General features: G+C 58.6%; 21 protein-coding genes. 8 read left to right on the top strand and 13 right to left on the bottom strand.

Annotated features, from left to right (window positions below):
• Positions 1 to 144: 144 nt before the first annotated feature.
• Positions 145 to 1,479 carry a dicarboxylate/amino acid:cation symporter gene (locus AB4N43_RS24390; protein ID WP_027923967.1) on the bottom strand — a complete coding sequence of 445 codons (1,335 nt, stop codon included), beginning with the start codon at positions 1,477 to 1,479 and terminating at the stop codon, positions 145 to 147.
• Positions 1,480 to 1,818: 339 nt separating this feature from the next.
• Here AB4N43_RS24390 and AB4N43_RS24385 point away from each other — a divergent pair, with 339 nt between their 5' ends.
• Positions 1,819 to 2,817, top strand: coding sequence for an AraC family transcriptional regulator (locus tag AB4N43_RS24385; RefSeq protein ID WP_027923966.1), 999 nt, complete (start codon positions 1,819 to 1,821; stop codon positions 2,815 to 2,817).
• A 485-nt stretch (positions 2,818 to 3,302) separates the two neighbouring features.
• On the opposite strand, the gene AB4N43_RS24380 is transcribed toward AB4N43_RS24385, so the two are convergent.
• The 4 genes from AB4N43_RS24380 to AB4N43_RS24365 all read right to left on the bottom strand — a co-directional run bounded on the left by AB4N43_RS24380 (position 3,303) and on the right by AB4N43_RS24365 (position 8,049).
• On the bottom strand, positions 3,303 to 5,348 hold the full coding sequence (locus AB4N43_RS24380) for a hypothetical protein (RefSeq protein ID WP_460152041.1): 2,046 nt from the start codon (positions 5,346 to 5,348) through the stop codon (positions 3,303 to 3,305).
• 320 nt (positions 5,349 to 5,668) lie between these two features.
• On the bottom strand, positions 5,669 to 7,015 hold the full coding sequence (locus tag AB4N43_RS24375) for an ATP-binding protein (RefSeq protein ID WP_059182314.1): 1,347 nt from the start codon (positions 7,013 to 7,015) through the stop codon (positions 5,669 to 5,671).
• Positions 7,012 to 7,689: a response regulator transcription factor gene (locus AB4N43_RS24370; protein ID WP_027923963.1), complete on the bottom strand. Its 678-nt coding sequence runs from the start codon at positions 7,687 to 7,689 to the stop codon at positions 7,012 to 7,014. Before AB4N43_RS24370 ends, AB4N43_RS24375 begins: the two co-directional genes overlap by 4 nt.
• Positions 7,690 to 7,743: 54 nt before the next feature.
• On the bottom strand, positions 7,744 to 8,049 hold the full coding sequence (locus AB4N43_RS24365; RefSeq protein WP_059182313.1) for a hypothetical protein: 306 nt from the start codon (positions 8,047 to 8,049) through the stop codon (positions 7,744 to 7,746).
• A 144-nt stretch (positions 8,050 to 8,193) separates the two neighbouring features.
• Between AB4N43_RS24365 and AB4N43_RS24360 the strand changes: the two genes are divergently transcribed.
• Complete coding sequence (locus AB4N43_RS24360) at positions 8,194 to 8,985, top strand: dienelactone hydrolase family protein (RefSeq protein ID WP_460152039.1); 792 nt, start codon at positions 8,194 to 8,196, stop codon at positions 8,983 to 8,985.
• 162 nt (positions 8,986 to 9,147) lie between these two features.
• Positions 9,148 to 9,873 (top strand): 4'-phosphopantetheinyl transferase family protein, encoded by a 726-nt coding sequence (locus AB4N43_RS24355; protein ID WP_460152037.1) that lies wholly within the window; start codon positions 9,148 to 9,150, stop codon positions 9,871 to 9,873.
• Between the two features lie 126 nt (positions 9,874 to 9,999).
• Here the strand turns inward: AB4N43_RS24355 and AB4N43_RS24350 are convergent, their stop codons facing one another.
• Positions 10,000 to 11,610 carry an ATP-binding protein gene (locus AB4N43_RS24350; RefSeq protein ID WP_059182311.1) on the bottom strand — a complete coding sequence of 537 codons (1,611 nt, stop codon included), beginning with the start codon at positions 11,608 to 11,610 and terminating at the stop codon, positions 10,000 to 10,002.
• Positions 11,607 to 12,329, bottom strand: a complete 723-nt coding sequence (locus tag AB4N43_RS24345) for a response regulator (RefSeq protein ID WP_027923958.1) — start codon at positions 12,327 to 12,329, stop codon at positions 11,607 to 11,609. The genes AB4N43_RS24350 and AB4N43_RS24345 overlap by 4 nt, the downstream gene beginning before the upstream one ends.
• Before the next feature lie 734 nt (positions 12,330 to 13,063).
• Here AB4N43_RS24345 and AB4N43_RS24340 point away from each other — a divergent pair.
• Positions 13,064 to 15,958 carry a ribonucleoside-diphosphate reductase subunit alpha gene (locus AB4N43_RS24340; RefSeq protein WP_027923957.1) on the top strand — a complete coding sequence of 965 codons (2,895 nt, stop codon included), beginning with the start codon at positions 13,064 to 13,066 and terminating at the stop codon, positions 15,956 to 15,958.
• Positions 15,959 to 16,169: 211 nt separating this feature from the next.
• On the opposite strand, the gene flgE is transcribed toward AB4N43_RS24340, so the two are convergent.
• The 6 genes from flgE to AB4N43_RS24310 all read right to left on the bottom strand — a co-directional run bounded on the left by flgE (position 16,170) and on the right by AB4N43_RS24310 (position 21,283).
• Positions 16,170 to 17,486 carry a flagellar hook protein FlgE gene (flgE, locus tag AB4N43_RS24335; RefSeq protein ID WP_027923956.1) on the bottom strand — a complete coding sequence of 439 codons (1,317 nt, stop codon included), beginning with the start codon at positions 17,484 to 17,486 and terminating at the stop codon, positions 16,170 to 16,172.
• Positions 17,487 to 17,517: 31 nt separating this feature from the next.
• Positions 17,518 to 18,240, bottom strand: coding sequence for a flagellar hook assembly protein FlgD (gene flgD / locus AB4N43_RS24330; protein WP_027923955.1), 723 nt, complete (start codon positions 18,238 to 18,240; stop codon positions 17,518 to 17,520).
• A 15-nt stretch (positions 18,241 to 18,255) separates the two neighbouring features.
• Complete coding sequence (gene flgC, locus AB4N43_RS24325; protein ID WP_007980123.1) at positions 18,256 to 18,699, bottom strand: flagellar basal body rod protein FlgC; 444 nt, start codon at positions 18,697 to 18,699, stop codon at positions 18,256 to 18,258.
• Between the two features lie 3 nt (positions 18,700 to 18,702).
• On the bottom strand, positions 18,703 to 19,110 hold the full coding sequence (gene flgB / locus AB4N43_RS24320) for a flagellar basal body rod protein FlgB (RefSeq protein ID WP_027923954.1): 408 nt from the start codon (positions 19,108 to 19,110) through the stop codon (positions 18,703 to 18,705).
• Between the two features lie 366 nt (positions 19,111 to 19,476).
• Positions 19,477 to 20,304, bottom strand: a complete 828-nt coding sequence (gene cheR, locus AB4N43_RS24315) for a protein-glutamate O-methyltransferase CheR (protein ID WP_010457158.1) — start codon at positions 20,302 to 20,304, stop codon at positions 19,477 to 19,479.
• A gap of 46 nt (positions 20,305 to 20,350) precedes the next feature.
• Positions 20,351 to 21,283 carry a chemotaxis protein CheV gene (locus tag AB4N43_RS24310; protein WP_059182310.1) on the bottom strand — a complete coding sequence of 311 codons (933 nt, stop codon included), beginning with the start codon at positions 21,281 to 21,283 and terminating at the stop codon, positions 20,351 to 20,353.
• An 82-nt stretch (positions 21,284 to 21,365) separates the two neighbouring features.
• On the opposite strand from AB4N43_RS24310, the gene flgA reads away from it, so the two are divergent.
• The 4 genes from flgA to AB4N43_RS24290 all read left to right on the top strand — a co-directional run bounded on the left by flgA (position 21,366) and on the right by AB4N43_RS24290 (position 23,977).
• Positions 21,366 to 22,127, top strand: coding sequence for a flagellar basal body P-ring formation chaperone FlgA (gene flgA / locus AB4N43_RS24305; protein WP_081743963.1), 762 nt, complete (start codon positions 21,366 to 21,368; stop codon positions 22,125 to 22,127).
• A 167-nt stretch (positions 22,128 to 22,294) separates the two neighbouring features.
• Complete coding sequence (flgM, locus tag AB4N43_RS24300) at positions 22,295 to 22,621, top strand: flagellar biosynthesis anti-sigma factor FlgM (RefSeq protein WP_027923951.1); 327 nt, start codon at positions 22,295 to 22,297, stop codon at positions 22,619 to 22,621.
• 49 nt (positions 22,622 to 22,670) lie between these two features.
• Positions 22,671 to 23,138, top strand: coding sequence for a flagella synthesis protein FlgN (locus AB4N43_RS24295; RefSeq protein WP_027923950.1), 468 nt, complete (start codon positions 22,671 to 22,673; stop codon positions 23,136 to 23,138).
• Positions 23,139 to 23,230: 92 nt separating this feature from the next.
• Positions 23,231 to 23,977, top strand: a complete 747-nt coding sequence (locus AB4N43_RS24290) for a flagellar brake protein (RefSeq protein WP_027923949.1) — start codon at positions 23,231 to 23,233, stop codon at positions 23,975 to 23,977.
• Positions 23,978 to 24,023: the final 46 nt, after the last annotated feature.

Here is a 24,023-nt window from a genome sequence, read left to right as displayed (position 1 = left end):
GAGCGATCTCCGTGAACGATACCTCCAGCCTAGGCAGCCGATCGGATTGCAGCAATCACCCGAAGTGTCAGCAAAGGTGACCGTTACGCTCAAATCACGGGCAAGAAAAAACCCGCCGAAGCGGGTTTTTCATTGCAACGCGTGTTACTTGACGTTGCTTGGGGTTGGGCCTTCGGCCACGCCCAGGTCGTCTTCTACGCGCTCGTCGGAAATGCCGCGACCGCCAGAAGCCAGTTCTGCGTGCATCACGTCAACGTCCAGCTCCTTGACCCACTTGGCCACGACCAGGGTGGCAACGGCGTTACCCACCAGGTTGGTCAGGGCGCGGGCTTCGGACATGAAGCGGTCGATACCGAGAATCAGCGCCAGGCCGGCAACCGGCAAGTGGCCGACGGCGGACAAGGTAGCGGCCAACACGATGAAACCACTACCGGTCACGCCAGCAGCGCCTTTGGAGGACAGCAGCAACACCACCAACAGAGTGATCTGGTGAGTGATGTCCATGTGGGTGTCGGTCGCCTGAGCGATGAACACGGCCGCCATGGTCAGGTAGATCGCGGTGCCGTCGAGGTTGAACGAGTAACCCGTCGGGATCACCAGACCCACGACGGATTTCTGCGCGCCCAGACGTTCCATCTTGATCAGCATGCGTGGCAGTACCGATTCCGAAGAAGAAGTACCCAACACGATCAGCAGTTCTTCACGGATGTAGCGAATGACTTTGAGAATGCTGAAGCCATGAGCGCGAGCGATACCGCCCAGCACAACCAGTACGAACACGAGGCACGTGATGTAGAAGCACGCCATCAACTGACCCAGCTGCACCAGCGAGCCGACACCGTAGGCGCCGATGGTGAACGCCATGGCGCCGAAGGCACCCAGTGGCGCGAGCTTCATGATCATGTTGATGATGTTGAACATCACGTGGGCGAAGCGATCGATGAAATCGAGCAGCGGTCGGCCGTAGGAGCCCAGGCGATGCAGGGCGAAACCGAAGATCACCGAGAACATCAGCACCTGCAGGATATCGCCGGTGGCGAACGCGCCGAAGATGGTGTTCGGGATCACGTTCAGCAGGAAGCCAACCACGCTTTGATCAGCGCCGGCGGCCACGTACTGCGCCACTTTGGAGGCATCCAGCGTGGTCACGTCGATGTGCATGCCGTTGCCCGGCTGGACGATGTTGACCACCACCAGACCGACCAGCAAAGCGATGGTCGACACGATTTCAAAATACAGCAGCGCGTAACCGCCGGTCTTGCCGACCGATTTCATGTCCTGCATGCCGGCGATACCGCTGACCACGGTGCAGAAGATGATCGGGGCGATGATCATTTTGATCAGTTTGATGAACCCGTCACCCAGCGGCTTGAGGGCCACACCGGCCTGCGGATAGAAGTGACCGATCAAAATACCGATGATGATGGCAACGATCACCTGGAAATACAGGGATTTATACAGTGGCTGACGAGTCGTCATTGCAAAGTTCCTCAAGAGTGCCCGGTGACAACATCCACCTGTTGTCCCTGACACCTGAATTGCGAACCCTCCTGCTTCTGGAGGGATTTGTTTTTCGAGCTGCGCGACGGCAGGCATCTGCTCGTTGTATCGCAAGGCCCGTGCCACCTTCGCCGAAATCCCGGCAAGCCTTTTGACATCAAGGGCTGCAGGTTTTTCTTCGTCACCGAGCGGTGACACAGATGTGGCGGATTTCCGCCCATCTATCCAACCTCGTCCGGCAATTTGGCGGATATCCGCCTTGTTCGTCGGCGGTCAGCGCGGCTACCATCCGTCGTTCAATGGACGGACCTGCCTCCTATGCGCGAACGCACCATCGCCAGTCATTTCGCCCGTGCCGTCCTCGGTGGCGCGCGCCGGCTGGGTTATGACTATTCAGACCTGTTGCAGCAACTGGGCATCAGTCCCGAGCTGCTGGACGAACCGCGGGCGCGTATCGCACCGGAGCAGTTCACCCGTTTGATCCAGGGTCTGTGGCTGGCACTGGACGACGAATACCTCGGATTCGGGCCGGTCCCGAGTAAAACCGGGAGCTTCGCCATGATGTGCCACGCCGTGATCCACTGCCGCAATCTGGAAAAGGCACTGCATCGCGGCTTATTGTTTTATAGCTTATTCCCCGACGGTCCGCGCCTGACCCTGGCCCACGAAGGCGAAATGATCCGCCTGAGCCTCGACGATTCGAAGTTCCAGGACCCGGATCATTTCCTCACCGAAAGCCAGTTGATGGTGTGGCACCGCCTCGGCAGCTGGCTGATCGGCCAGCGCATGCGTTTGGAACAAGTGACGTTCAGTTACCCAAGGCCCGAACACGGCGCCGAATACGATTTACTGTTCCCCTGCCCGATGGTGTTTTCCTCCGCGCAGAGCAGCCTGCTGTTTCACAGTCGTTACCTGAACATGCCGCTGTTGCAGGACGAACGCACCCTCAAGCATTTCCTCGAACACTCCCCCGCCGACCTGCTGTCGCGCCCGGATGACGGCGACAGCCTGAGCAGCCAATTGCGCCGTTTGCTGAGCCGCGACAGCGCTCGCTGGCCGGACCTGGAAGCGGTGGCCGCGCACATGCACATCAGCCCGCAGACCTTGCGTCGGCATTTGCGCGAGGAAGGCACGAGTTTTCAGGAATTGAAGGATCAACTGAGGCGCGATATTGCGATTTATCATTTGGGGCGCGCGGATTTGTCGTTGCAGCAGATTGCTGAACAGTTGGGGTTTTCCGAGCCTTCGGCGTTTCATCGGGCGTTCAAGAAGTGGACCGGGTTGACGCCAGGGGCTTATCGCGCGCAGGAGAATTGATTTTTTGTATTGAATCTACGGGCCCCTTCGCGAGCAGGCTCACTCCTACAGGGATCTTCAGTGAACACACTATTTGTGTGCAACCGAGATCAAATGTAGGAGTGAGCCTGCTCGCGATGAACGATAACGCGGTCTGCCAGACTGAACGCCTACGGCGGATCAAGCCTGTCCAGCATCCGGTTCACCGCCGGCTCCCCAGCCTCACAACCTGCAATCCCCAGTACCGTGTTGCGCGGTGTCCCCACCACCTCTTGAACGCAGTGAAGCTGCGTGGTTGGTTGAACCCCAAACGATAGAACCCACGCCCCAGGCGCACGAGCCGGCGGATTCTGGCGTAGTCGTAGGCAGCGCCGCAAGGATGTGTAGCCTGAGTGAGTATCTGGAGATGCCTTTTAAACACCTCTGTTTATGGCTTGATCAGATACCCGCAGGAAGGCAGGGACGAACACATAAATTCGTCCCTTTTTCCCTCGAGTCTTTCTCTATCAATAGTTCAACGGAATAATCGCAAATGCTTTGGCGCTGGTAACATACGGCACCCCGTTTGCAGGTGCGTTGACGGGCAGTGTACTTATGATGGGAATAGATCGCTGTGTTGACCCGTCCGGGCGGAACCATTCTGTAATACAAGTAATCCAGCTCCGGTTCAAATTATCGACCCGAATTGTCGACATCCATCCTCTTCTAACATACCCGTCACTTCCCGCTTGAATCATCGGTGGATAGTCAGGAAGGTTATCCACCTTATATTTGTCGTACCGGATACTCATAGGGGAAATAAACGTGTTTAGCCAAATTGCATCCCCTGTCTGACCTTGCTCTCGAGCCCAAGCCTCTGCCTGCCGGGGCGTCAGCATTGTGGCGCTGAATACCACTTGATAGACATTAGAGACTGTTACCGGGTACCTGCCGGTGCTGCCGTTAGCGTCTTCAACTTCAATATAGGTACTCCCATTCATTCGCCCTGTAACGTTTCCTTCCTGGGAGACAAACGCAATATCCGGATTGCCCGACTTATAAGTTATCGGCAGTTGCCCCGTCGTCGGCCGGCGCGTTGCGTTGTTATTGTTGATGGGGTCACCCGTTTCACTCCACCCACTCACATAGAGCGCCAAACCGTTCAGCAGCATTACCGAGGGGTCGATATCCAAGGGGCGAGCAACAATAAAATCCCGCGACGGAGTAGATTCCGGCTCACTTCCGTATAACGCTTTGGCCGTGAAGCTTTGAGGACCTACCGCCAGGGTGGCAGGAGCGGTCCAGCTGCCGTCAGTTTGACTGGTTGGAACGGGCGCCCCTATAGCGGCGTTCATATTGAGGATCTGGACCGACCGGCCTTTGCTTGCATTGCCTTCCAGGGTCACGTTCATATCAGTGATCGTTTCACCCGGAAGAATTTCCCTCCCCCCGGAGTCTCTTATCGAGGTGATGGTTGGCCTTTCATCCACTACCGGCTCACCAATCACCTGCGCCGTGGCAGGCGTCGAGGTAGCGACGACCGCACCGCCCCGGACCAACTGATACACCACCTTCACGGTGCTATTGGCGATGATCTTGCTGTTTGGAATACTCCCCACAAACTGACTCGGTATGTGTGTGACTGGCGAAGTTTCTTCGTGAGTCGCAACGACGTTGCCATTCAACTCGGCGGTAAAAACCAGTTTGATCGAATCGCCCACTTTCCAGATCGTTTCAATAAGGTGGATCAACGCCGATAACGGATTACCGTTCAACTTGCCGAGGTCCACAGTGTTGGGATCGTCATTGTTCTCGGTCGGGATTTCTCGCAGGATTGCCATCGCCAGTGTTAGCCGATTGAGATGAACATCGGCAGTCACAATATCCGACCAGGTAGGTGGCCCGTTAGGGTTGTTCAGGAAGTCGACAACCCTGAACTTGAACTCAAAATCTGAATCGTCTCCCCCCTCTATCAGTGTCTGCCGGGGGATCGGGATGACGATGTTTTGCGGTGGAGCAGAGTCAGGTGGTTCGCTGTCTGGCAGCAGTTGGTAGCGCACAAGAACACCGTTGCAATCGACAAAAATACGGTCATACCACTGGATATTTTTGTAGGTTACGGTAACCGTTACGCTATCTGCCTCGTCGGCACCGATACTCTGATGACTGACGTTAATGGCCAATACAGGCGGGGTGTCACCCGGAGGGGAGCTGCGGTAGAGCAGTTTGAGTGGCTGGGTCAACTCCGTATTGCCTGAAGTACGCCGGACTCGAATGTTCAGTTCATTGTTGCCTTTCTGAAAATAATCAGGAGGAACGGTCAGCGAAATATCCTTTTCCTCCTCTCCCTCGGCGACGATCGTCTGGTCCACATCATCTCCATTCAGAACAAGTGTCAGCACGTCTTTTTCCGCCTGCCCGATGTAAGCCAGTGAAAAGACCATAAAACCGGCTCTGACATGAGCAATGGAGGCACCGCCGTGTGCATTTTCATCAGGCGGATACAGCTCGATCATCTTGGGGGCGAAAGGTAGCGACAAGTCAAATACTTGAATCGTGCGTTCGTTGCTCATTGCAAACTCCAGGTCCGATTTTCAGCAGGGCTGGTGTTATATGGCACGAACTTATCATGGGACGGCTACTGTCAAATCTGACAGTAGCGACGGGTGGCTGCGATCTAAAAATCAAACGGTCGCTGGTGAGTGTCTGGCGATGTGTTCAAAACATCAGTTGTTTCATCGCCAAGGCTGGCCCCATCGCGAGCGGGCTCACGCCCACACTTGGTCTCAAGTGCCCACAAAAAGTGGGTTCACCGAAGGTCCCTTGCGGGAGCGAGTCGGCTCCGGGGAGCTATCCGACTAAGATGCCCAAAAGAACACCACCCACCCTGCGGTCAAACCACCGGAAAATGAATCCGGAACGCCGCCCCGCCCATCGGCGAATCCCCCAGCGTCAGCTTCGCGCTGTAGCTCTCGATAATGTCCTTCACCACCGCAAGTCCAATCCCCTGCCCCGGATGCTGGCGATCCAGCCGCTCGCCCCGTTGAAGAATCCGCGCGCGCTGATCTGCCGGCACACCCGGCCCATCATCCTCGACACACAACTCCACCCCGCTCAGGGTTTCACGCACGCTGATGCGCACTTCACCCAGGCACAGCCGATAAGCGTTTTCCAGCAGGTTGCCCATCATTTCCAGCAAGGCGCCCTGCTCGATCGGTATGTAACACGGTTGCGGCAGATCAAACGCCACACGCACGCGTTTGTCGCGGTAGACCTTGTCCAGCGTGTCGCACAGGCTTTGCAACACCGGTTGCAGGCGCACCTGGTGGCGCACCAGACCGCTTTTGCGCAGGCTCGCGCGTTGCAGTTGATAGCTGATTTGTTGGCTCATGCGCTCGATCTGGGTTTGCAACACCCAGGCCTGCTCGCGGTTTTCCGGGCGCTGGGCCATGTCTTCGCTGACGCCTTGCAACACGGTCAGCGGGGTTTTAAGGCTGTGGGCGAGGTCGTCGAGGGAGTCGCGGTAACGACTGCGCTGCTCACGCTCGCTGTGCAGCAAGCGGTTGAGGGAGCCGGTCAGGCGCAGCAGTTCGCGCGGGTGTTGTTCGCTGAGGCTTTCGAGGGTGCCGCTTTCGATTTCGTCGAGTTCCTGGCTAAGCCGGCGCAACGCCTGCAACCCCCAGGTCAGGCCGATCCACAGCAACGACAGCAACACCAGCAAGGCTGCGCCGAAACCGAGGTATAGGTTTTCGCGCAGGCCTTCGAGGGTGTTTTCGTACTCGCGCACCGGTTGCAGCGTGACGATGCTGAACGCCGCGCTTTTGCCGCCGAGCAACTTGACCTCGACGTCATAAACGAAGAATTCCTGCCCATTGGCCTCACGAATCCGCGCGAACTCGTTGCCGCGTCCGTCGTAACGCGGCTTGTAGTTGATCAGCTCTTGCCCGGTGGCCTTCGACCGCCAGACCAGGTGACCTTCGCGGTCGAAGATGTAGCCGAGCAAACGGCTGTCGGTCAGGTTGAAGCGCTCATCGGGCAATTGCGCCGGCATTTGCAGGGAGTTGTTTTCCACCCGAGCGGCGGAGATCAGCGTGGTGACGTCCGAGGCCAGGCGTTGCTCGATCGAGTCCTGCAAGGCCAGGCTGAACGCGCCCTGCATCGCCGGCAGCAACGCCAACATGAACAACACCGCCAACAGCGTGGCGGCGAGCATCAAGCGAACGCGAAGGGAACGAATCAAGTGCAGCGCTCATTGAACAGGTAACCGAGGCCGCGTACGGTATCGATCGGTTTAAACCCGGCCGGGCCTTCGAGTTTGCGGCGCAGACGGCCGACCAGGACTTCAATGACGTTCGGATCGCGCTCGTCGTCATCGGGGTAGAGCTGCTCCATCAAGCGGTCCTTGGCCACCACTTGCTGGTGATGACGCATGAGGTATTCGAGGATCCGGTACTCATACGCCGTCAGCGCCAGCGGTTGTTCATCGAGGGACGCTTGCTTGCGATTGAGGTCCAGCAACAACGGCCCGGCGACGATGGTCGACTGGGTGAAACCGCTGGAGCGGCGCAGTAAGGCATTCAGCCGCGCGTCGAGTTCTTCGAACTGGAACGGCTTGACCACATAATCGTCGGCGCCGGCGGCGAGGCCCTCGACCTTGTCCTGCCAGTTGCCGCGCGCGGTGAGGATCAGGATCGGAAAGGTCTTGCCCTGCGTGCGCAATTGACGGATCAAGTCGAGCCCGCCCATGCCCGGCAGGCCGAGGTCGATCACCGCCAGGTCAAAATTGAACTGTCCGGTCTGGTACAGCGCCTCTTCGGCATTGGCCACGGATTCGACCACGTGGCCGCTCTCCGTCAGGCGGGTTTGCAGGTGATGGCGCAACAGCGCTTCATCTTCGACGACCAGCAGTTTCATAACGCTCTCCCGGGCAAAACAACATCTCCAATGGCACAACGGCGCATCCAACGGTCAGGACAGATCATAGCGGCCCATCAGGTCTTGCTGATTGAGTTTAATGCCATTGTGCGAGACCGACACGTTGGCGTAACCGGCGCGGTAGTCGGCCGGGGTTGTGGGGTGGCCCAAATGCGCATTCCAGGGACTGTCATGGCCCACGGTACTGACCGTGCTGAAGCTGTTCAGTGTGAGGGATCTTTTGACCTTCTCGTTGGTCTTCCCAAGAGCAAGGCTGGCTATGATGTCATCGGAGGCAAGCGCGGCGGTGCTGGCGCTCAGAACGGTGAAAGCCAGAATCAGGTTTTTAAAGCCAGTCATTAGGGAATGTCCTCATGCGCAGGTGCTTTGGGTACGGAGCTACCTTACTGGCGCGCCCCTGAACTGCCCCTGAACGCAGACTGAACCTGAGCTGAACCAGATTGACCCGGCTGTTTTGATGACTCACTTGCAGGAGATCCGACCATGCGCGTATTCCTCGCCCTCTGTTGGCTGGTGTTGAGCGGGCTGACTCAAGCCGCCATCAAGACTCAGGAAATCCCCTATCAAAGTGCCGACGGCACAAAAATGATCGGCTATTACGCCTACGACGACGCCATCAAGGGGCCGCGCCCCGGTGTGGTGGTGGTGCATGAGTTCTGGGGCCTGAATGATTACGCCAAGCGCCGCGCCCGTGACCTCGCCGGCCTGGGCTACAGCGCGCTGGCCATCGACATGTATGGCGGCGGCAAGAACACCGAGCATCCGAAGGATGCGATGGCGTTCATGCAGGCAGTGCTGAAAGACAGCTCGGCGGCCGCCGTGCGTTTTCAGGCCGGGCTTGACCTGTTGAAGCAACAACCGCAAACCGACCCGAATAAAGTCGCGGCGATAGGTTACTGCTTCGGCGGTGGTGTGGTGCTGAACGCGGCGCGCCAGGGTGCCCCGCTGCTGGGAGTGGTGAGCTTCCACGGCGCGCTGGCAACCAATACGCCAGCAACCCCTGGCCGTGTGAAGGCGAAAATCCTGGTGGAACATGGAGCGCTGGACAGTATGGTCACGCCGGATGCCGTGGCGGCGTTCAAGGCTGAAATGGACAAGGCAGGCGCCGACTATACATTCGTCAGCCTGGAGGGCGCCAAGCACGGGTTCAGCAATCCGGACGCGGACCGGTTGAGCCATGGCGATCATGGTGGACCGGATATCGGGTACAACAAAGCGGCGGATGAGCGTTCGTGGGCGGATATGCGGGCGTTTTTCAAAAAGATATTTGGTTAGTCAGGTGGACCGCGGCGCGGCTATCGCGAGCGAGCTCACTCCCACAGGGATCTATGTCGCTACGCAGATCCGGTGCGGGAGCGAGCTCGCTCGCGATGGCCGCGCCGCCCATCCAGACCTTTGCACTACCCAGCCCGTGAGCAACCCGGCAAAATGCCCGCCATGAATCCCGCCCCCGCCCTTCCCGTCTGCTGCACCCCACTCGACGCCCATTGGCCGCTGCCGTTGGTGCTGCCCGATACGGTGTTGCTGAGTACCCACTTCGACAGTTCGCAACTGGCCAGCGATGATTTCCGGCGCAGCGCCATCGAGCCGCCGGCAAGCATTCAGCGCTCGGTCGCCAAGCGCCAGGCCGAGTTTCTCGCCGGACGGGTGTGCGCCAGGGCCGCGCTGCAACAGTTGGAAGGCCTGAGTTTTATCCCGGCCATCGGCGAAGACCGGGCTCCGGTGTGGCCCGCGCACATCGCCGGTTCAATCACCCACAGCACCGGCCGGGCAGCGGCCATTGTCGCGAGGAAAACCGATTGGCGCGGGTTGGGGATGGACCTGGAAAACCTGCTCAACCCGGAACGGGCCGAGCGCCTGGCCGGGGAAATCCTCACGCCGCCGGAGTTGCAACGCATGACGGCCGGTCGTCGCGATGATCTGGCGCTGCTGGTGACGCTGACGTTTTCGGTGAAGGAAAGTCTGTTCAAGGCGCTGTACCCGATTGTTCAGCAGCGCTTTTATTTTGAACATGCCGAGGTGCTGGAATGGACCGAGGCCGGTGAGGTGCGGTTGCGGTTGCTGACGGATTTGTCTGGCGAGTGGCGCAATGGCACGGAGCTGGAGGCGCAGTTTGGATTGATGGATGGGCAGTTGTTGAGTCTGGTCAGTATCAAGGCTTGAAGATTTATAGCGCTTGTACTGGCCTCATCGCGCGCAAGCTCGCTCCCACAGGGATTTATGTCACTACGCAGATCCAGTGTGGGAGCGAGCTTGCTCGCGATGGCGGCCTGACGCTCACCACACCTCTCAACGCTTCTCCTGATTGCGCGGCCAACTCAAACTGAAACAAGCCCCACCCAGACTTTTGCTCTTGCTGATCAACGCCCGACCGTCATGCCAATGGATGATCCGTCGCACAATGGACAACCCCAACCCATGACCGCCCGACGCCCGGGTACGGCTGTCGTCCAGGCGCAGGAACGGCGTGAAAATCCGTTCCCAGGCCAACTCCGGCACACCCGGTCCGTCATCCTCGACGTCCACCCGGCAGCGTTGCTGCCCCACCTGATAACTCACGGTCACCCGCGACGAGGCGTGGCGCATGGCGTTGCTGACCAGGTTCTGGATGGCCCGATGCAAGTAACGCGGTTCAGCCTCGACCCAGGCGTCATCGCAATCTGCCGCCGACAGGCATAACCCGCGCTGCACCGTAACGTCGGCGCGTAACGGCGCCAGTTCTTCGATCACTTGATTGACCAGCGCGTCCAGGTCGATCCGCTGGAAATTCAGCGCCGGCGAGCCCTGCTCCAGCCGCGCGTAGGTCAGCATCTCGTCGACCAGTTTGTCGAGGTCCTCGATGTCGTGGTCCATGCCTTCGCGGTATTTTTCCAGCTGCTGCGGCGTGGTGGCCGAGCCGATCATCTCCAGGCCGAAACGCAGGCGCGCCACCGGTGTGCGCAATTCGTGGGACACCGCGCGCACCAGCTCACGCTGGATCGCCAGCAATTGCTGCAAGTGCTCGGCCATGCCGTTGAACGCGGCGGCCAGTCGCCCCACCGAGTCGGCGCCGCGCGCCGGTACACGGGTTTCCAGGCTGCCCTTGGCGATGCGCGTGGCGGCGGCTTCCAGACCGCGCAAACGGCGCTCCAGTTGCCGCACCAGGAGGTAGACGATCAAACCAATCAGGCTCAAACCCAGGGCCGCGATCAACACCAGCCATTCGGGCGGATAGGGATTCATCTGGTACAACGGGCCGATCTCCAGCACCCACGGCGTCCCGACCATGCCGGCAAACACCCGGATCGAGTCGCCGCCCTTGCCCAGCGCCATCACCGTGTCGCCCTCGGACACCCGGCGGCTCTGGTCTTCGTCCATGTCCGCCTGCTCGACCTTGACCAGGCGCAAGTCGAAACCGAAGCCCTTGTCTTCTTTCAGCAGCGCCAACCGTTCGGGCTGCTCCGCCACCGGGTAGCGCACCAGTTCATCGACCAGCAGATAAATCGTGGCACGGGCCAGTTGTTCACTGATCTGCTGCACCTCCCCCGTCAGCACAAGCTGTTCCTTGTCGCTGACCAGCCGATAGACCTTGGCCGCGTGCGGGCCGGTCTGCTCCACCAGCGCCTGACCGCGCAGTACGCGGGTGCGCTGGGTGAGGTCGAGGTCGGTCTGGGCGAACGTGGTCAACGCCAGTGGAATCCCGAGCAAGCGCTCCCAGACCAACAACGCGCGGTGGCGCTCAGTGTCGTTCATCGGCTTGAGGTTGTCGGCCATCAACGAAAACGTACCGTGGGCCAAGCGCTCCCGGTATTGCTCGCTGCGCACCTCATTGAGCAGATGCAGCGCCAGCACGCCGAGCACCGCGACCAACACCAGCGCCGCGCACATGCCGCCATAAATGCGCAGGAAGATCGAATTCACAGCGACGGGTCTACGCAAGCTTCGGGAACGAACAAATAACCTTTGCTGCGGATGGTCTTGATCAGTCGCGGATGCTCGGGGTCATCGCCTATTTTCGGGCGGATGCGCGAGATACGCACATCGATGGAACGGTCCTGGCCGTCATAACCGATGCCGCGCAACGCGGTAAAAATCTCTTCCCGGGACAGGATGCGCCCGGCGTTGGCGACGAGCAGCCAGAGCAGGTCGAACTCGGCGCTGGTCAGTTCGATGCCGTTGTCATGCAGCCAGGCTTCACGCAACGCGTTGTCCACCACCAGCGGACCAAACTGCAGACGCCGCTGTTTTTCCGGGGTGGCCTCGGGGGCTTCGCTACGGCGCAACAGGGCCTGAATGCGTGCCAGCAACAGGCGCGGGCGCACGGGTTTGCACACGTAGTCGTCGGCACCGAGGTCGAGGCCGAGGATCTGGTCGGTATCGTCGGTGCGGGCGGTGAGCATGAGGATCGGGCCGTCATATTTGTCACGGACCTTGCGGCAAATGCTCAAGCCGTCTTCGCCCGGCAGCATCAGGTCGAGAATTACCAGGTCCGGTTTCTCTTTGATGATGCGTGCCGCCGCCAGCGCACCGTTGCCTTCGATTGAAACGCGCAGGCCATTGGCCTCCAGGTAGTCGCGGGTCAGTTCGGCCAGACGCTGGTCGTCCTCCACAATCAATACCTGCCAGGCTTCTTGCTCCACGGTGACCTCTGCTTGCCAACAACACTTATAAGGAAGGATCCGCCCGTCTTTTTGTAATGATTGGGGAGGATAAGAATGCATAACCATGGGGCGATTGTATAAACGCCGCCCGCCGAGAACACAAGCCGGCAAATGCGTTCGGACAACCCGGTTTTTTGTGATAGGGTTCGCGCCCTTAAAAATCCAAACGGCTGTTTTCAATCGTTGAAAATCGATGAAAAACGGCTCGCTCCAGCTAGGTCGCGGCCTACACGCCCGTTCCACCTTTCACACACAATTTACGCACAGGTTTATCCACAGGTAGTACGTTGCAACACCCTCCAAAACGCATTATCTTGTACCTCGGCGCCAAAAAAACCCTACATGTAGGGTTTTAGCTTAAAAGCCCAACCACATTTCAGACCAGAAACTCAAGCGCTTTATTGCCTGTTTATGGTTGAACCAAGCACGAAATTACAAGCCCAAACCGCACAGGCGGATGGCACCGTTTTTTCAGGCCAGAACAGCCGAAACGGTACGGGTGTTGCAGTCATCACTGGCACCCCTGAAAGGAATCCGGCTTCGAGTCCAGGCTCGCGGCCAAAAACTTCGGCAAGGAAGCGGCATCATTAGCCTTTTTCCTACTGTCCCGAAGTTGTTATGCCCGACCTCCGTCGGTTGTAGTGCTTTTGGACAGAACGGTGGGCACCTTTATGGTGCCCAAACAAACATAGAGAATGTGGAGACACCCCCCCATGCAAACCGACACAACTCGCGAGAACCCGCAGGGCACCTTGCCGCAGGCCGCTGATTCGACTTCGGATCTGTCCGCCACCGCGCCTGGCCAGCTGCGTGTGATCAAGCGTAACGGCACTGTCGTTCCTTACACCGATGACAAGATCACCGTCGCCATCACCAAAGCGTTTCTCGCAGTTGAGGGCGGCACCGCGGCCGCCTCGTCGCGAATCCATGACACCGTGGCCCGCCTGACCGAACAAGTCACCGCGACCTTCAAGCGTCGCATGCCCTCGGGCGGCACCATCCACATCGAAGAAATCCAGGACCAGGTTGAACTGGCCCTGATGCGTGCCGGCGAGCAGAAAGTAGCCCGCGACTACGTGATCTACCGTGACGGCCGTTCGAAACAACGCGCCGCCCACGCCCCGGCCGAAGAAGCCGTCAACGCTCACCCGTCGATCCGCATCACCCGCGCCGATGGCAGCTTTGCACCTCTGGACATGGGTCGTCTGAACACCATCGTCACCGAAGCGTGCGAAGGCCTGGAAGAAGTCGACGGCGACCTGATCCAGCGCGAAACCCTGAAAAACCTGTACGACGGCGTGGCCCTGACCGACGTCAACACCGCCCTGGTGATGACTGCCCGTACCCTGGTTGAACGTGAGCCGAACTACTCGTTCGTGACCGCTCGCCTGCTGATGGACACCCTGCGTGCCGAAGGCCTGAGCTTCCTCAACGTTGCCGAAAGCGCGACCCACCACGAGATGGTCGACCTGTACGCCAAGGCGCTGCCTGCGTACATCGCCAAGGGTATCGAATTCGAATTGCTGAACCCGGTCCTGGCGACTTTCGACCTGGAAAAACTCGGCAAGGCGATCAACCACGAGCGCGATCAGCAGTTCACGTACCTGGGCCTGCAAACCCTGTACGACCGTTACTTCATCCACAAGGACGGTATCCGCTTCGAACTGCCGCAAATCTTCTTCATGCGTGTGGCCATGGGCCTGGCGATCGAAGAGAAGCAGAAAGAAGACCGTGCCATCGAGTTCTACAACCTGTTGTCGTCCTTCGACTACATGTCCTCGACGCCAACCCTGTTCAACGCCGGCACCCTGCGTCCACAGCTGTCGAGCTGCTACCTGACCACCGTGCCGGATGACCTGTCGGGCATCTACCACGCGATCCACGACAACGCCATGTTGTCGAAATTCGCCGGCGGCTTGGGCAACGACTGGACGCCGGTTCGTGCGCTGGGTTCGTACATCAAGGGCACCAACGGCAAATCCCAAGGCGTTGTTCCGTTCCTCAAAGTAGTGAACGACACCGCCGTTGCCGTTAACCAGGGTGGCAAGCGCAAAGGCGCTGTGTGTGCCTACCTGGAAACCTGGCACATGGACATCGAAGAGTTCATCGAGCTGCGCAAGAACACCGGCGATGACCGTCGTCGTACCCACGACATGAACACCGCCAACTGGATCCCTGATCTGTTCATGAAGCGCGTCTTCGATGACGGCAAGTGGACTCTGTTCTCGCCATCCGAAGTACCGGACCTGCACGACCTGACCGGTAAAGCCTTCGAAGAGCGCTACGAGTACTACGAAGCCCTGACCGAATACCCAGGCAAGGTCAAATTGTTCAAGACCATCCAGGCCAAAGACCTGTGGCGCAAAATGCTGTCCATGCTGTTTGAAACCGGCCACCCATGGCTGACCTTCAAAGACCCGTGCAACCTGCGCAGCCCGCAGCAGCACGTGGGCGTGGTCCACAGCTCGAACCTGTGCACCGAGATCACCTTGAACACCAACAAGGACGAGATCGCCGTTTGCAACCTGGGCTCGATCAACCTGCCGAACCACATCGTCAACGGCAAGCTGGACACCGCCAAGCTGGAACGCACCGTGAACACCGCTGTTCGCATGCTCGATAACGTGATCGACATCAACTACTACTCGGTGCCGCAAGCGAAAAACTCCAACTTCAAGCACCGTCCGGTCGGCCTGGGCATCATGGGCTTCCAGGATGCGCTGTACCTGCAGCACATTCCTTACGGTTCCGACGCTGCCGTCGAGTTCGCCGACAAGTCGATGGAAGCGGTCAGCTACTACGCGATCCAGGCTTCTTGCGACCTCGCCGACGAGCGTGGCGCCTACGAGACGTTCCAGGGTTCGCTGTGGTCCAAAGGCATCCTGCCGCTGGATTCGCAACAGATCCTGATCGAACAACGTGGCCAGAAGTACATCGACGTTGACCTGAACGAATCCCTGGACTGGGCACCGGTTCGCGCCCGTGTACAGAAAGGCATTCGTAACTCCAACATCATGGCCATCGCACCGACCGCGACCATCGCCAACATCACTGGCGTCTCGCAGTCGATCGAACCGACCTACCAGAACCTCTACGTGAAATCGAACCTGTCGGGCGAATTCACCGTGATCAACCCGTACCTGGTTCGCGACCTCAAGGCTCGCGGTCTGTGGGACTCGGTCATGATCAACGACCTGAAGTACTACGACGGTTCGGTGCAGCAGATCGAGCGCATCCCGCAAGAACTCAAAGAGCTCTACGCGACTGCTTTCGAAGTGGACACCAAGTGGATCGTTGACGCGGCAAGCCGTCGCCAGAAGTGGATCGACCAGGCTCAATCGCTGAACCTGTACATCGCTGGCGCTTCGGGCAAGAAACTGGACGTAACCTACCGCATGGCCTGGTACCGTGGCCTGAAAACCACTTACTACCTCCGTGCCCTGGCCGCGACCAGCACCGAGAAGTCGACCATCAACACCGGCAAGCTGAACGCTGTTTCCAGTGGCGGCAACCACGGTGAAGATTCGGTCCTGGCAGCACCTGCCGGCCCTGCTCCAGTGCCAAAGGCCTGCGCCATCGACGAGCCGGATTGCGAAGCTTGCCAATAAGCCGAGCCAGTAGGCGCTGAAAGGCGCTGACCTGAAACCCCCGATCAATCCTCTGGATAGGTCGGGGGTTTTCTTTTACCCAAAGGAAAGTGGTGAACGGGCTGCTCGCGATCAAGCCAGCCCTGATTACCAGGATGTTTGCACCAAGGACAAATCCCGACCATAAAAAAACCCCTCTTTCGAGGGGTTCTTTATGCGGCGCTATCAGGCATCAGGTCATCTGAATGATGGTCTGCATGATGGTGCTCTGGGTGGAGATGGTCTTGGCGTTCGCCTGGTAGTTGCTCTGCGCCTTGATCAAATCAACCAGTTCATTGGTCAGGTTGACGTTGGACTCTTCCAGCGAGTTGGACACTACCGAACCCAAGGTACCGGTTTTCGGTGCATCGATGCCAGGCACGCCCGAGGCGAAGGTTTCTTTCCAGCCAGAACCACCGATTGGCTGCAAGCCTTGTTCGTTGGCGAAGCTGGCAATGGCGACCTGGCCGATGGCCTTGGTTTGCTGGTTGGTGAAGTTGGCGGTCATGACGCCGCTTTCATCGATGGTCAGGCTGGAAATCTGGCCTGTCGCGTAACCGTCCTGATACTGCGCAGTACGTGCGGTTGGCGAAGCGTACGAAGTGGTTTTGGTCATGTCGAACGCGATACCGGCCGCGGCTGCGTCCGAACCATTCAGGGCCCAGGTTGGCGGGTTGGTGTTGGCGTTAACCATCACGCCCGGCTTCCAGCCAGTCATGGTCAGGGTGGTACCCGTTTGCGTCCAGCCAGCACCGCCCACCAGAGTCTTGATGCTGCCATCAGGATTGAAGGTGATATCCGCCTGGATCGGCACCGGCGGCTCAGCCAGTGGGTTGGTTGGGCTACGGCCGTCCATGTAGGTGTAGACAGTCCAGGAGTTGGACGCCGCATTTTTAACGTAGTACTGGTCCATCGTGTGCTGGTTACCCTGCGTGTCGTACACAGGGGTGGAAATAGTTTTGTTGTAGCTGTTGGTGTCTTTGACGTTGAACGGGGTCACTGTTGGCAGTGGGTCCGAGGAGTTCAGGTTCATCGTCTGATCGACACGGGTGGTCGCATGCGGCGCCAGGCTCGAGGTGTCGATTTTCAGGTCGGTCAGCACACCGTTGATGATCTTGCCGTTGGCGTCTACGCCAAAACCCTGCAAGCGACGGCCGTTGTTGTCGACCACGTAGTTCTGGGCGTCAGTCTTGAACGCACCGGCCCGGGTGTAGCTCAGCGAGCCGTTGTCGCTCATGACGAAGAAACCGTTGCCCTGGATACCCATGTCCAACACGTTGCCGGTGTTGTTCACGTCACCCTGGCCGAACTGCTGGGAAACGTTGGCCAGACGCACGCCGTTGCCGACGGTCTTGCTGCCGGTACCCAGGCGCGTGGCCGAGTACACGTCTTCGAATTCTGCACGGGACGATTTGAAACCGGTGGTCGCGACGTTGGCGATGTTGTTACCGGTGACGTCCAGTTGTTTGTTGGCTGCATAGAGACCGCTAAGGCCGATATTGAAAGACATATTCCACTCCTTTGTGCCGTGTTAGTCGGCTCTATATACCAATGGTCTGTACTTTGGACAGGGCAACACTGCCCAGGCCTGCCAGGTTCAGCATCAACTCACCGCCGGTCTGGCTGATGGTCACGCTGTTGACGGTTGCCGGCAGGTAAGTCACCAGCGAGGTCGCCTTGCTGTCGTAAGTCGCGGTAGCTGCAAACTTGTAAGTGCCGGCCTTGGCCACTTCACCCGCATCGTTCTTGCCGTCCCAGATGAAACCGGCGTTGCCGGCCTGCTGACTGCCAAGATCGATGGTGCGAACCACTTTGCCATCGGTATCGGTGATCTTGATCGTGACCGGGTTCGTCGAGGCCGGTACGACCGCCGTACCGTTGAAACTCTTGGAGGTATCGACCACCGCGGTGTCGGTCTGGGCGACAACCGAACGACCCACCAGCGAAGAAGCCTGCAACGCTTGCGACGAGTTGTAGTTGCCGGCAATGCCGCTGACCGTATCGTTGAGCGTGGTGATGCCTTCCAGGCTGCTGAACTGCGCCAACTGCGCGACGAACGCGCCGTTGTCCTGCGGCTCCAGCGGGTTCTGGTTTTTCAGTTGAGTCACCAACAACTGCAAGAAGGCGTCTTTGCCCAACGCTTTATTGCCGGTGGCGCTGCTGGTAGCGGCGGCCAGGCCGTCGCTGCTGGTGTTGCTCTTGACCGAAGAATTGGCCAGGACATCCTTGATGCTTACGGCGCTGGTAGTATCGGTAACACTCATCTGAGTCGCCCCTTATCACTGACCGAGGGTCAGGACCTTCTGCATCATGGTTTTGGCGGTGTTCATCATTTCGGCGTTGGTCTGGAACGAACGGCTCGCGGAAATCATGTCGGCCATTTCTTCGACGACGTTGACGTTCGGGTAGTAGACGTAGCCCTTGGCGTCGGCAGCGGGATGGTTCGGCTCATAACGCGCTTCGAGGTTGCTCTGGTCTTCGACCACGCCGAGCACTTGCACGCCTTGACCGGCAGCGTCCTGGCTCTGGAACAGCGAATCGCTGCCGCCGCTCTGGCCGCCCTGGAACATGGTGGCGAACACCGGGTGACGGGCGCGATAGGTCTGGTCGATGCTCGACGAGACGGTTTCGGCGTTGGCGATGTTCGAGGCCACGGTGTTCAAGCGCGTGGTTTGTGCACTCATGCCGCTACCGGCAATGTTGAAAACACTGGATAGAGACATGACTTACTCTCCGCGCAGGGCTGATACCAGCCCTTTGAATTTGCTGTTGAGCAGGGTGAAGCTGGCCTGGAAGCCGACGGCGTTTTCCGCGTAGTTAGACTGTTCCAGTTGGGCGTCCACGGTGTTCTGGTCGATCGACGGTTGCATCGGCGTGCGATACAGCAGCGACTCGTCGCCATTGCCCAGGCCTTCAGCTTCGATATGACGGCTGTTGGTCATGTTCAAGGCAAAGGTACCGCCCTTGGTTTTCTCGTTCTGTGCGGCAAGCACTTTTGAGAAGTCCAGATCCCGAGCCTTGTAGTTCGGGGTGTCGGCGTTGGCGATGTTGTTGGCCAGGACTTCGGCACGCTGAGCGCGGAAGCCCAGGGCTTGTTCGTGGATACCGAGCGCTTTATCGAAGCTGATGCTCATGTCGGGAAACCTTCGGGTGACCTGATTTTTCGTAACAGAGACATAGCAAGCGGCGTGCCAAATCGAAAAACCCCGGAAACCGGGGCTTTGCCGGCAGTGGCAAGGGCGGCAATGCCAGAAAAGCGGCAACCGGTTTCCGCAGGCTGCCGCTTTTCTGCCGCTTATCGCCTTCGAAAGAACAACTCTTACCCTGTGGGAGCCGGGCTTGCCCGCGATGGCGGTGTGTCAGCCCCATCAAATTCGTCAGTGATACCGCCATCGCGGGCAAACCCGGCTCCCTCAAGGGTTTAGGGGTGTTGGCGGAAAACCATCGGGCATAAAAAACGGGAGCCCCTGAGGACTCCCGTTTGTTGTGCCGCCAACGAATCACTTCGCCTGGTAAATGATCCCCGGGCTGCACTGGACCATCTGGTAATGGTCCGGCAAACCGTTCAGCGCTTCAGACGCGCCGAGGAACAGATAGCCACCTGGCTTGAGCGTGCTGTGAATGCGCAACAGGATGTCTTTCTTCACCTCGGCGGAGAAGTAGATCAGCACGTTGCGGCAGAACACGATGTCGAACTTGCCCAGCGCTGCATAACTGTCCAGCAGGTTGAACGAACGAAACTCCACGCGGCTCTTGATCGGCGCCTTGATCGCCCAGCGTCCCGGCCCTTTCGGGTCGAAGTAACGCTGAAGACGCTCGGGCGACAGGCCACGGCCGATCGCCAGGCTGTCGTACTCGCCGGTCTTGCAGTTGGTCAGCATGGTGCCGGACAGGTCGGTGGCGACAATCTGCGCCCCCATCTTCAACTGACCCATGTTGACGCGTTCGAACTCATCGATGGACATCGACAGCGAGTACGGTTCCTGCCCCGACGAACACGCAGCGGACCAAATCCGCAAGCGCTGGCCGGGTGCAGCCTTGATCGCTTCAGGCAATACCTTGTTCTTCAACACTTCAAACGGATAGGTGTCACGAAACCACAGGGTTTCGTTGGTCGTCATCGCGTCCACCACCATCTCGCGCAAACCGCTGCGCGGCTGGGTCTGGATGCGCTGGACCAGCTCACCCAGGGATTTGATGCCTTGCTGTTCCATCAGTTTGTTGAGACGGCTCGAGACCAGGTACTGCTTGTTTTCACCGAGCAAAATGCCACAGGCTTTTTCCAGGAAGACCCGGAACTGTTCGAAATCCAAATTACCCGTAGACAAAGATACCGCCTCTTAAATCGTGTTAATCACCAGGGGCAGAAGGCCCCTAGCTGATATCTGCTGCTTTGATCCGGTCGACTACCCGGGATGCCAGGTCATCAGGACGGAACTTGGCAAGGAAGTCATCGGCACCGACTTTCTTGACCATCGCCTGATTGAATACCCCGGACAACGAAGTATGCAGGATGATATGAAGCTTTTGCATGCGTGGGTCGTTGCGGATCTCGGCCGTGAGGGTGTACCCGTCCATTTCCGGCATCTCGATGTCGGAAATCATCATCAGGAACTCTTCTTCCGGCTTTTTCCCTTCGTCGACCAGCTTGCGCAAGTAATCCAGCGCTTGCTTGCCGTCGTTCAACGCCACCACTTCGACACCGACGGTTTGCAGGCAACGAGTCACTTGCTTGCGCGCCACCGACGAGTCATCGACGGTCAGGACCTTCAAGGACAAGGCCTTGTGCTGGGTTTCGACATCGACCACACCGACCGAAATCGCTTCCGGTGTCGGCGCCACTTCCGCGAGGATTTTCTCGACGTCGATGATTTCGACTAACTGATTGTCGACCCGAGTCACAGCCGTCAGGTAGTGATCGCGTCCCGTGCCCTTGGGTGGCGGATGAATCTCTTCCCAGTTCATGTTGACGATGCGCTCCACCGAGCGCACCAGGAAACCCTGGGTCTTGGTGTTGTACTCCGTGATGATCACGAACGGATTGCTTTGATCTTTGAGCGCGCCGGAGCCGGTCGCCATGGCCAGATCAAGAATCGGAATGGTCGCCCCCCGGATATTTGCCACACCGCACACGACAGGACTGGATTTTGGCATCAGCGTGAGTTTTGGGCATTGCAGCACTTCCCGAACCTTGAACACGTTGATCCCATAGAGTTGCTGGCCGTCGAGACGGAACAACAGCAGCTCCAGGCGATTCTGCCCTACCAGTTGCGTGCGCTGGTTTACCGCATCCATTACACCAGCCATGCACAGACTCCTACACCAACGCTTAAGTGTGTTGCGACGCACGTTCATTGCTAAACGGCACGGCGCTTGCTTTTTAACTCTTATGAACACAGAACTGACATTTTTCCGACGCCTGACATCAAACGCTCGCCACGTGCTTTGCGCGATGTCGGCCGTCTGCCTGTTCAACGCTGGCAGCCCTGCCCTTGCTGACGCAGTTACCTTGCCTGACATGCTTATCGGCGTCACTCAGGGCTTTCTTGAGTTCACCGTAGAAGACTATTTGGCGACCAGTCAAACCGAAGGCCGTTATGAGATCGAGGTCAAGCAGCTCGATCCGCGCCTGCGCATGCCCATGTGCGACAAGGAATTGACAGCCACTCTGGAGAGCCCGGCGATCCCGATTGGCCGGGTCACGGTCAAGGTTCGTTGCGACAGCACCTCGCCCTGGACGGTGTTCGTGCCCGCTCAAGTCCGCCTGTTTCGCGACGTCGTCACCACCACGCGCCCCCTCAAACGCGCCGGCTATATCGAGCCGGGCGACGTCATGCTGCGCGAACGCGACATCAGCCTGATCGGCCAGGGATACTTCACCTCCATCGATCAGACGATTGGACAAAAACTTACCCGACCAACGGTCGCCGATCAGGTGCTGACGCTGGTCCATCTCGAACAGGCCGAAGTCATTTCCAAAGGTGACCAAGTGGTGATTACCGCCCGCAGTGGTACGCTCAGCGTGCGCATGCCGGGCGAAGCCCTGTCCAATGGCGGCTTGCGTGAACAGATCCGGGTAAAAAACCTCAACTCCCAACGGGTCATCAAGGCGCAGGTCATGGCGCCGGGCCAGGTGGAAGTGGCCATGTAGAAACTCTGCGCTTGCGAAAACATGGCGCTGGCCGTGGCTGTTCCCTAAACTGTGCCTCACGCAGGAAATGCGCTGGCGCATGCAGGCTCGTTGATAAATGGGCCTAAAGTTTTTGCAGGAAGAGCCGAAAACATGGCAAGCGTCCAAATTCCCAGAGGTTTTTTATCATGGTCATCGATTTCAGCCGTTTGAACAGTTCCTCGTCACTGACCGGCAGTACGCGTACCAGCGCCAACAAGGACACTGCCGAAGCCGGCAAATCCGCGCCGCTGAATACCCCGGCCGAACAGGCCAGTACCGCCAAAAGCGGGGAATCGGTACACCTCAGCAATGAGGCTCAACAGTTGCAGAAGGTCACTGACAAGCTGCGCGATCAGCCTGCCGTCGACAATGCCCGCGTGGCCGAGTTGAAAGCAGCGATTGCCGATGGCAGCTATAAAGTCGACAGCAACCGTGTAGCCAGCAAACTGCTCAACTTCGAAGCCCAGCGCTAGGCCCCCGGCCTGCGCCAGGCTTTTGGACGCTTAAACCCCAAGGCCAGCCATGCACGACACTAATTTACTGCAACTGATCATCGACGACTTTGCTCCAGCACAACACTTGCTGGAGTTACTGCAAACCGAGTCCCTCGCCTTGCATGGTCGCGACATGCCACTGCTCGAAGACATTCTGGCGCGCAAACAGGCAATGATCATTCTGCTCGAACAGCATGGCCGCAAGCGCAGCGAAGTCCTCGCCAGCCTCAATCTGCCCACCAATCGCAAGGGCCTGGAGCAACTCGCCAGCGAATCCAGCGTCGGTGACCAGTTACTTGCGCAAAGCGATGCCCTGACCGACCTTCTGGCTCAGTGCCAGGCCATCAACGTCAATAATGGTCAGTCGATCCTGGTCCAACAGGCCGCCACGGCCAATCAGCTGAAAATCCTCACCGGCGGCGAACCACCCGCGCTTTACGATGCCCGCGGATCAACCGCCAAGCTAGCGAAGCCGCGCCCGCTCAGTCAGGCGTGAACCTGTTGATGAGTTCGCACTTTCAAGACGCGCTACATGATGGCAGTATGCTGGCCATGCGCAGTCACATTTTGTCCGGAGAACGATGAACCGTGCCCAATGCCTTAACCGCGGAAGATGCTCCGCAGCCACCCAAGGTGCTCTCCACGCCCATGGAGATCGCGGGTAACCTGCGGCAACTGCAAGAAAGCCATGACCCGCTGATCATTACGTTCCACGAACGTAACCAGCGCTTCCAGAGCTATCTGGTTGAGGTTGACCGTGACAACAACATGATTGCCCTGGATGAAATGGTGCCCCGCGATGGTGAGCGCTATCTGCTGGCAGGCGAATCGTTTCGGGTCGAAGGCTTCCACGACGGCGTGCGCATCGCCTGGGAAAGCAACGGCCCGCTGAGCATCGACGAACTCAGCGACGCACGCTGCTATCGCGGCAAACTCCCTGACGAAGTCGTCTACCATCAGCGCCGCAATGCCTTCCGGGCTGCATTGAAACTGGCGCAATTGGTCAATGTCGAACTGGGCGGTGAAAAGCTCAAGTCGCCCATCAAAGGCAAGTTGCTGGATATTTCCGCCACCGGCTGCAAGCTGCGCTTTGAGGGTGACATCACCAGCCGACTGCAATTGGGCCAGGTCTACGACCGCTTCGTCGCCGACCTGCCCTTCGGCAGCATGACCACCCCGGTGGAACTGCGTTACCTGCACTTCGAAGAAAGGATCTCCACCACCTTCGCCGGCATCCGCTTTCACAACATGAGCGGGCTGGTGCAGCGCCAGGTCGAGCGATTCGTGTATCAGCTTCAACGTGAAGCACGACGCTTCGATAAAGACGATCTCTGATCCACCGCGTCAACAAAAAACGGGCAGCCCCTTGCGGTGACTGCCC

It is taken from the genome of Pseudomonas sp. S2_B07 (genome assembly GCF_054668435.1).
This window is presented reverse-complemented; position numbering and strand designations above follow the sequence as displayed.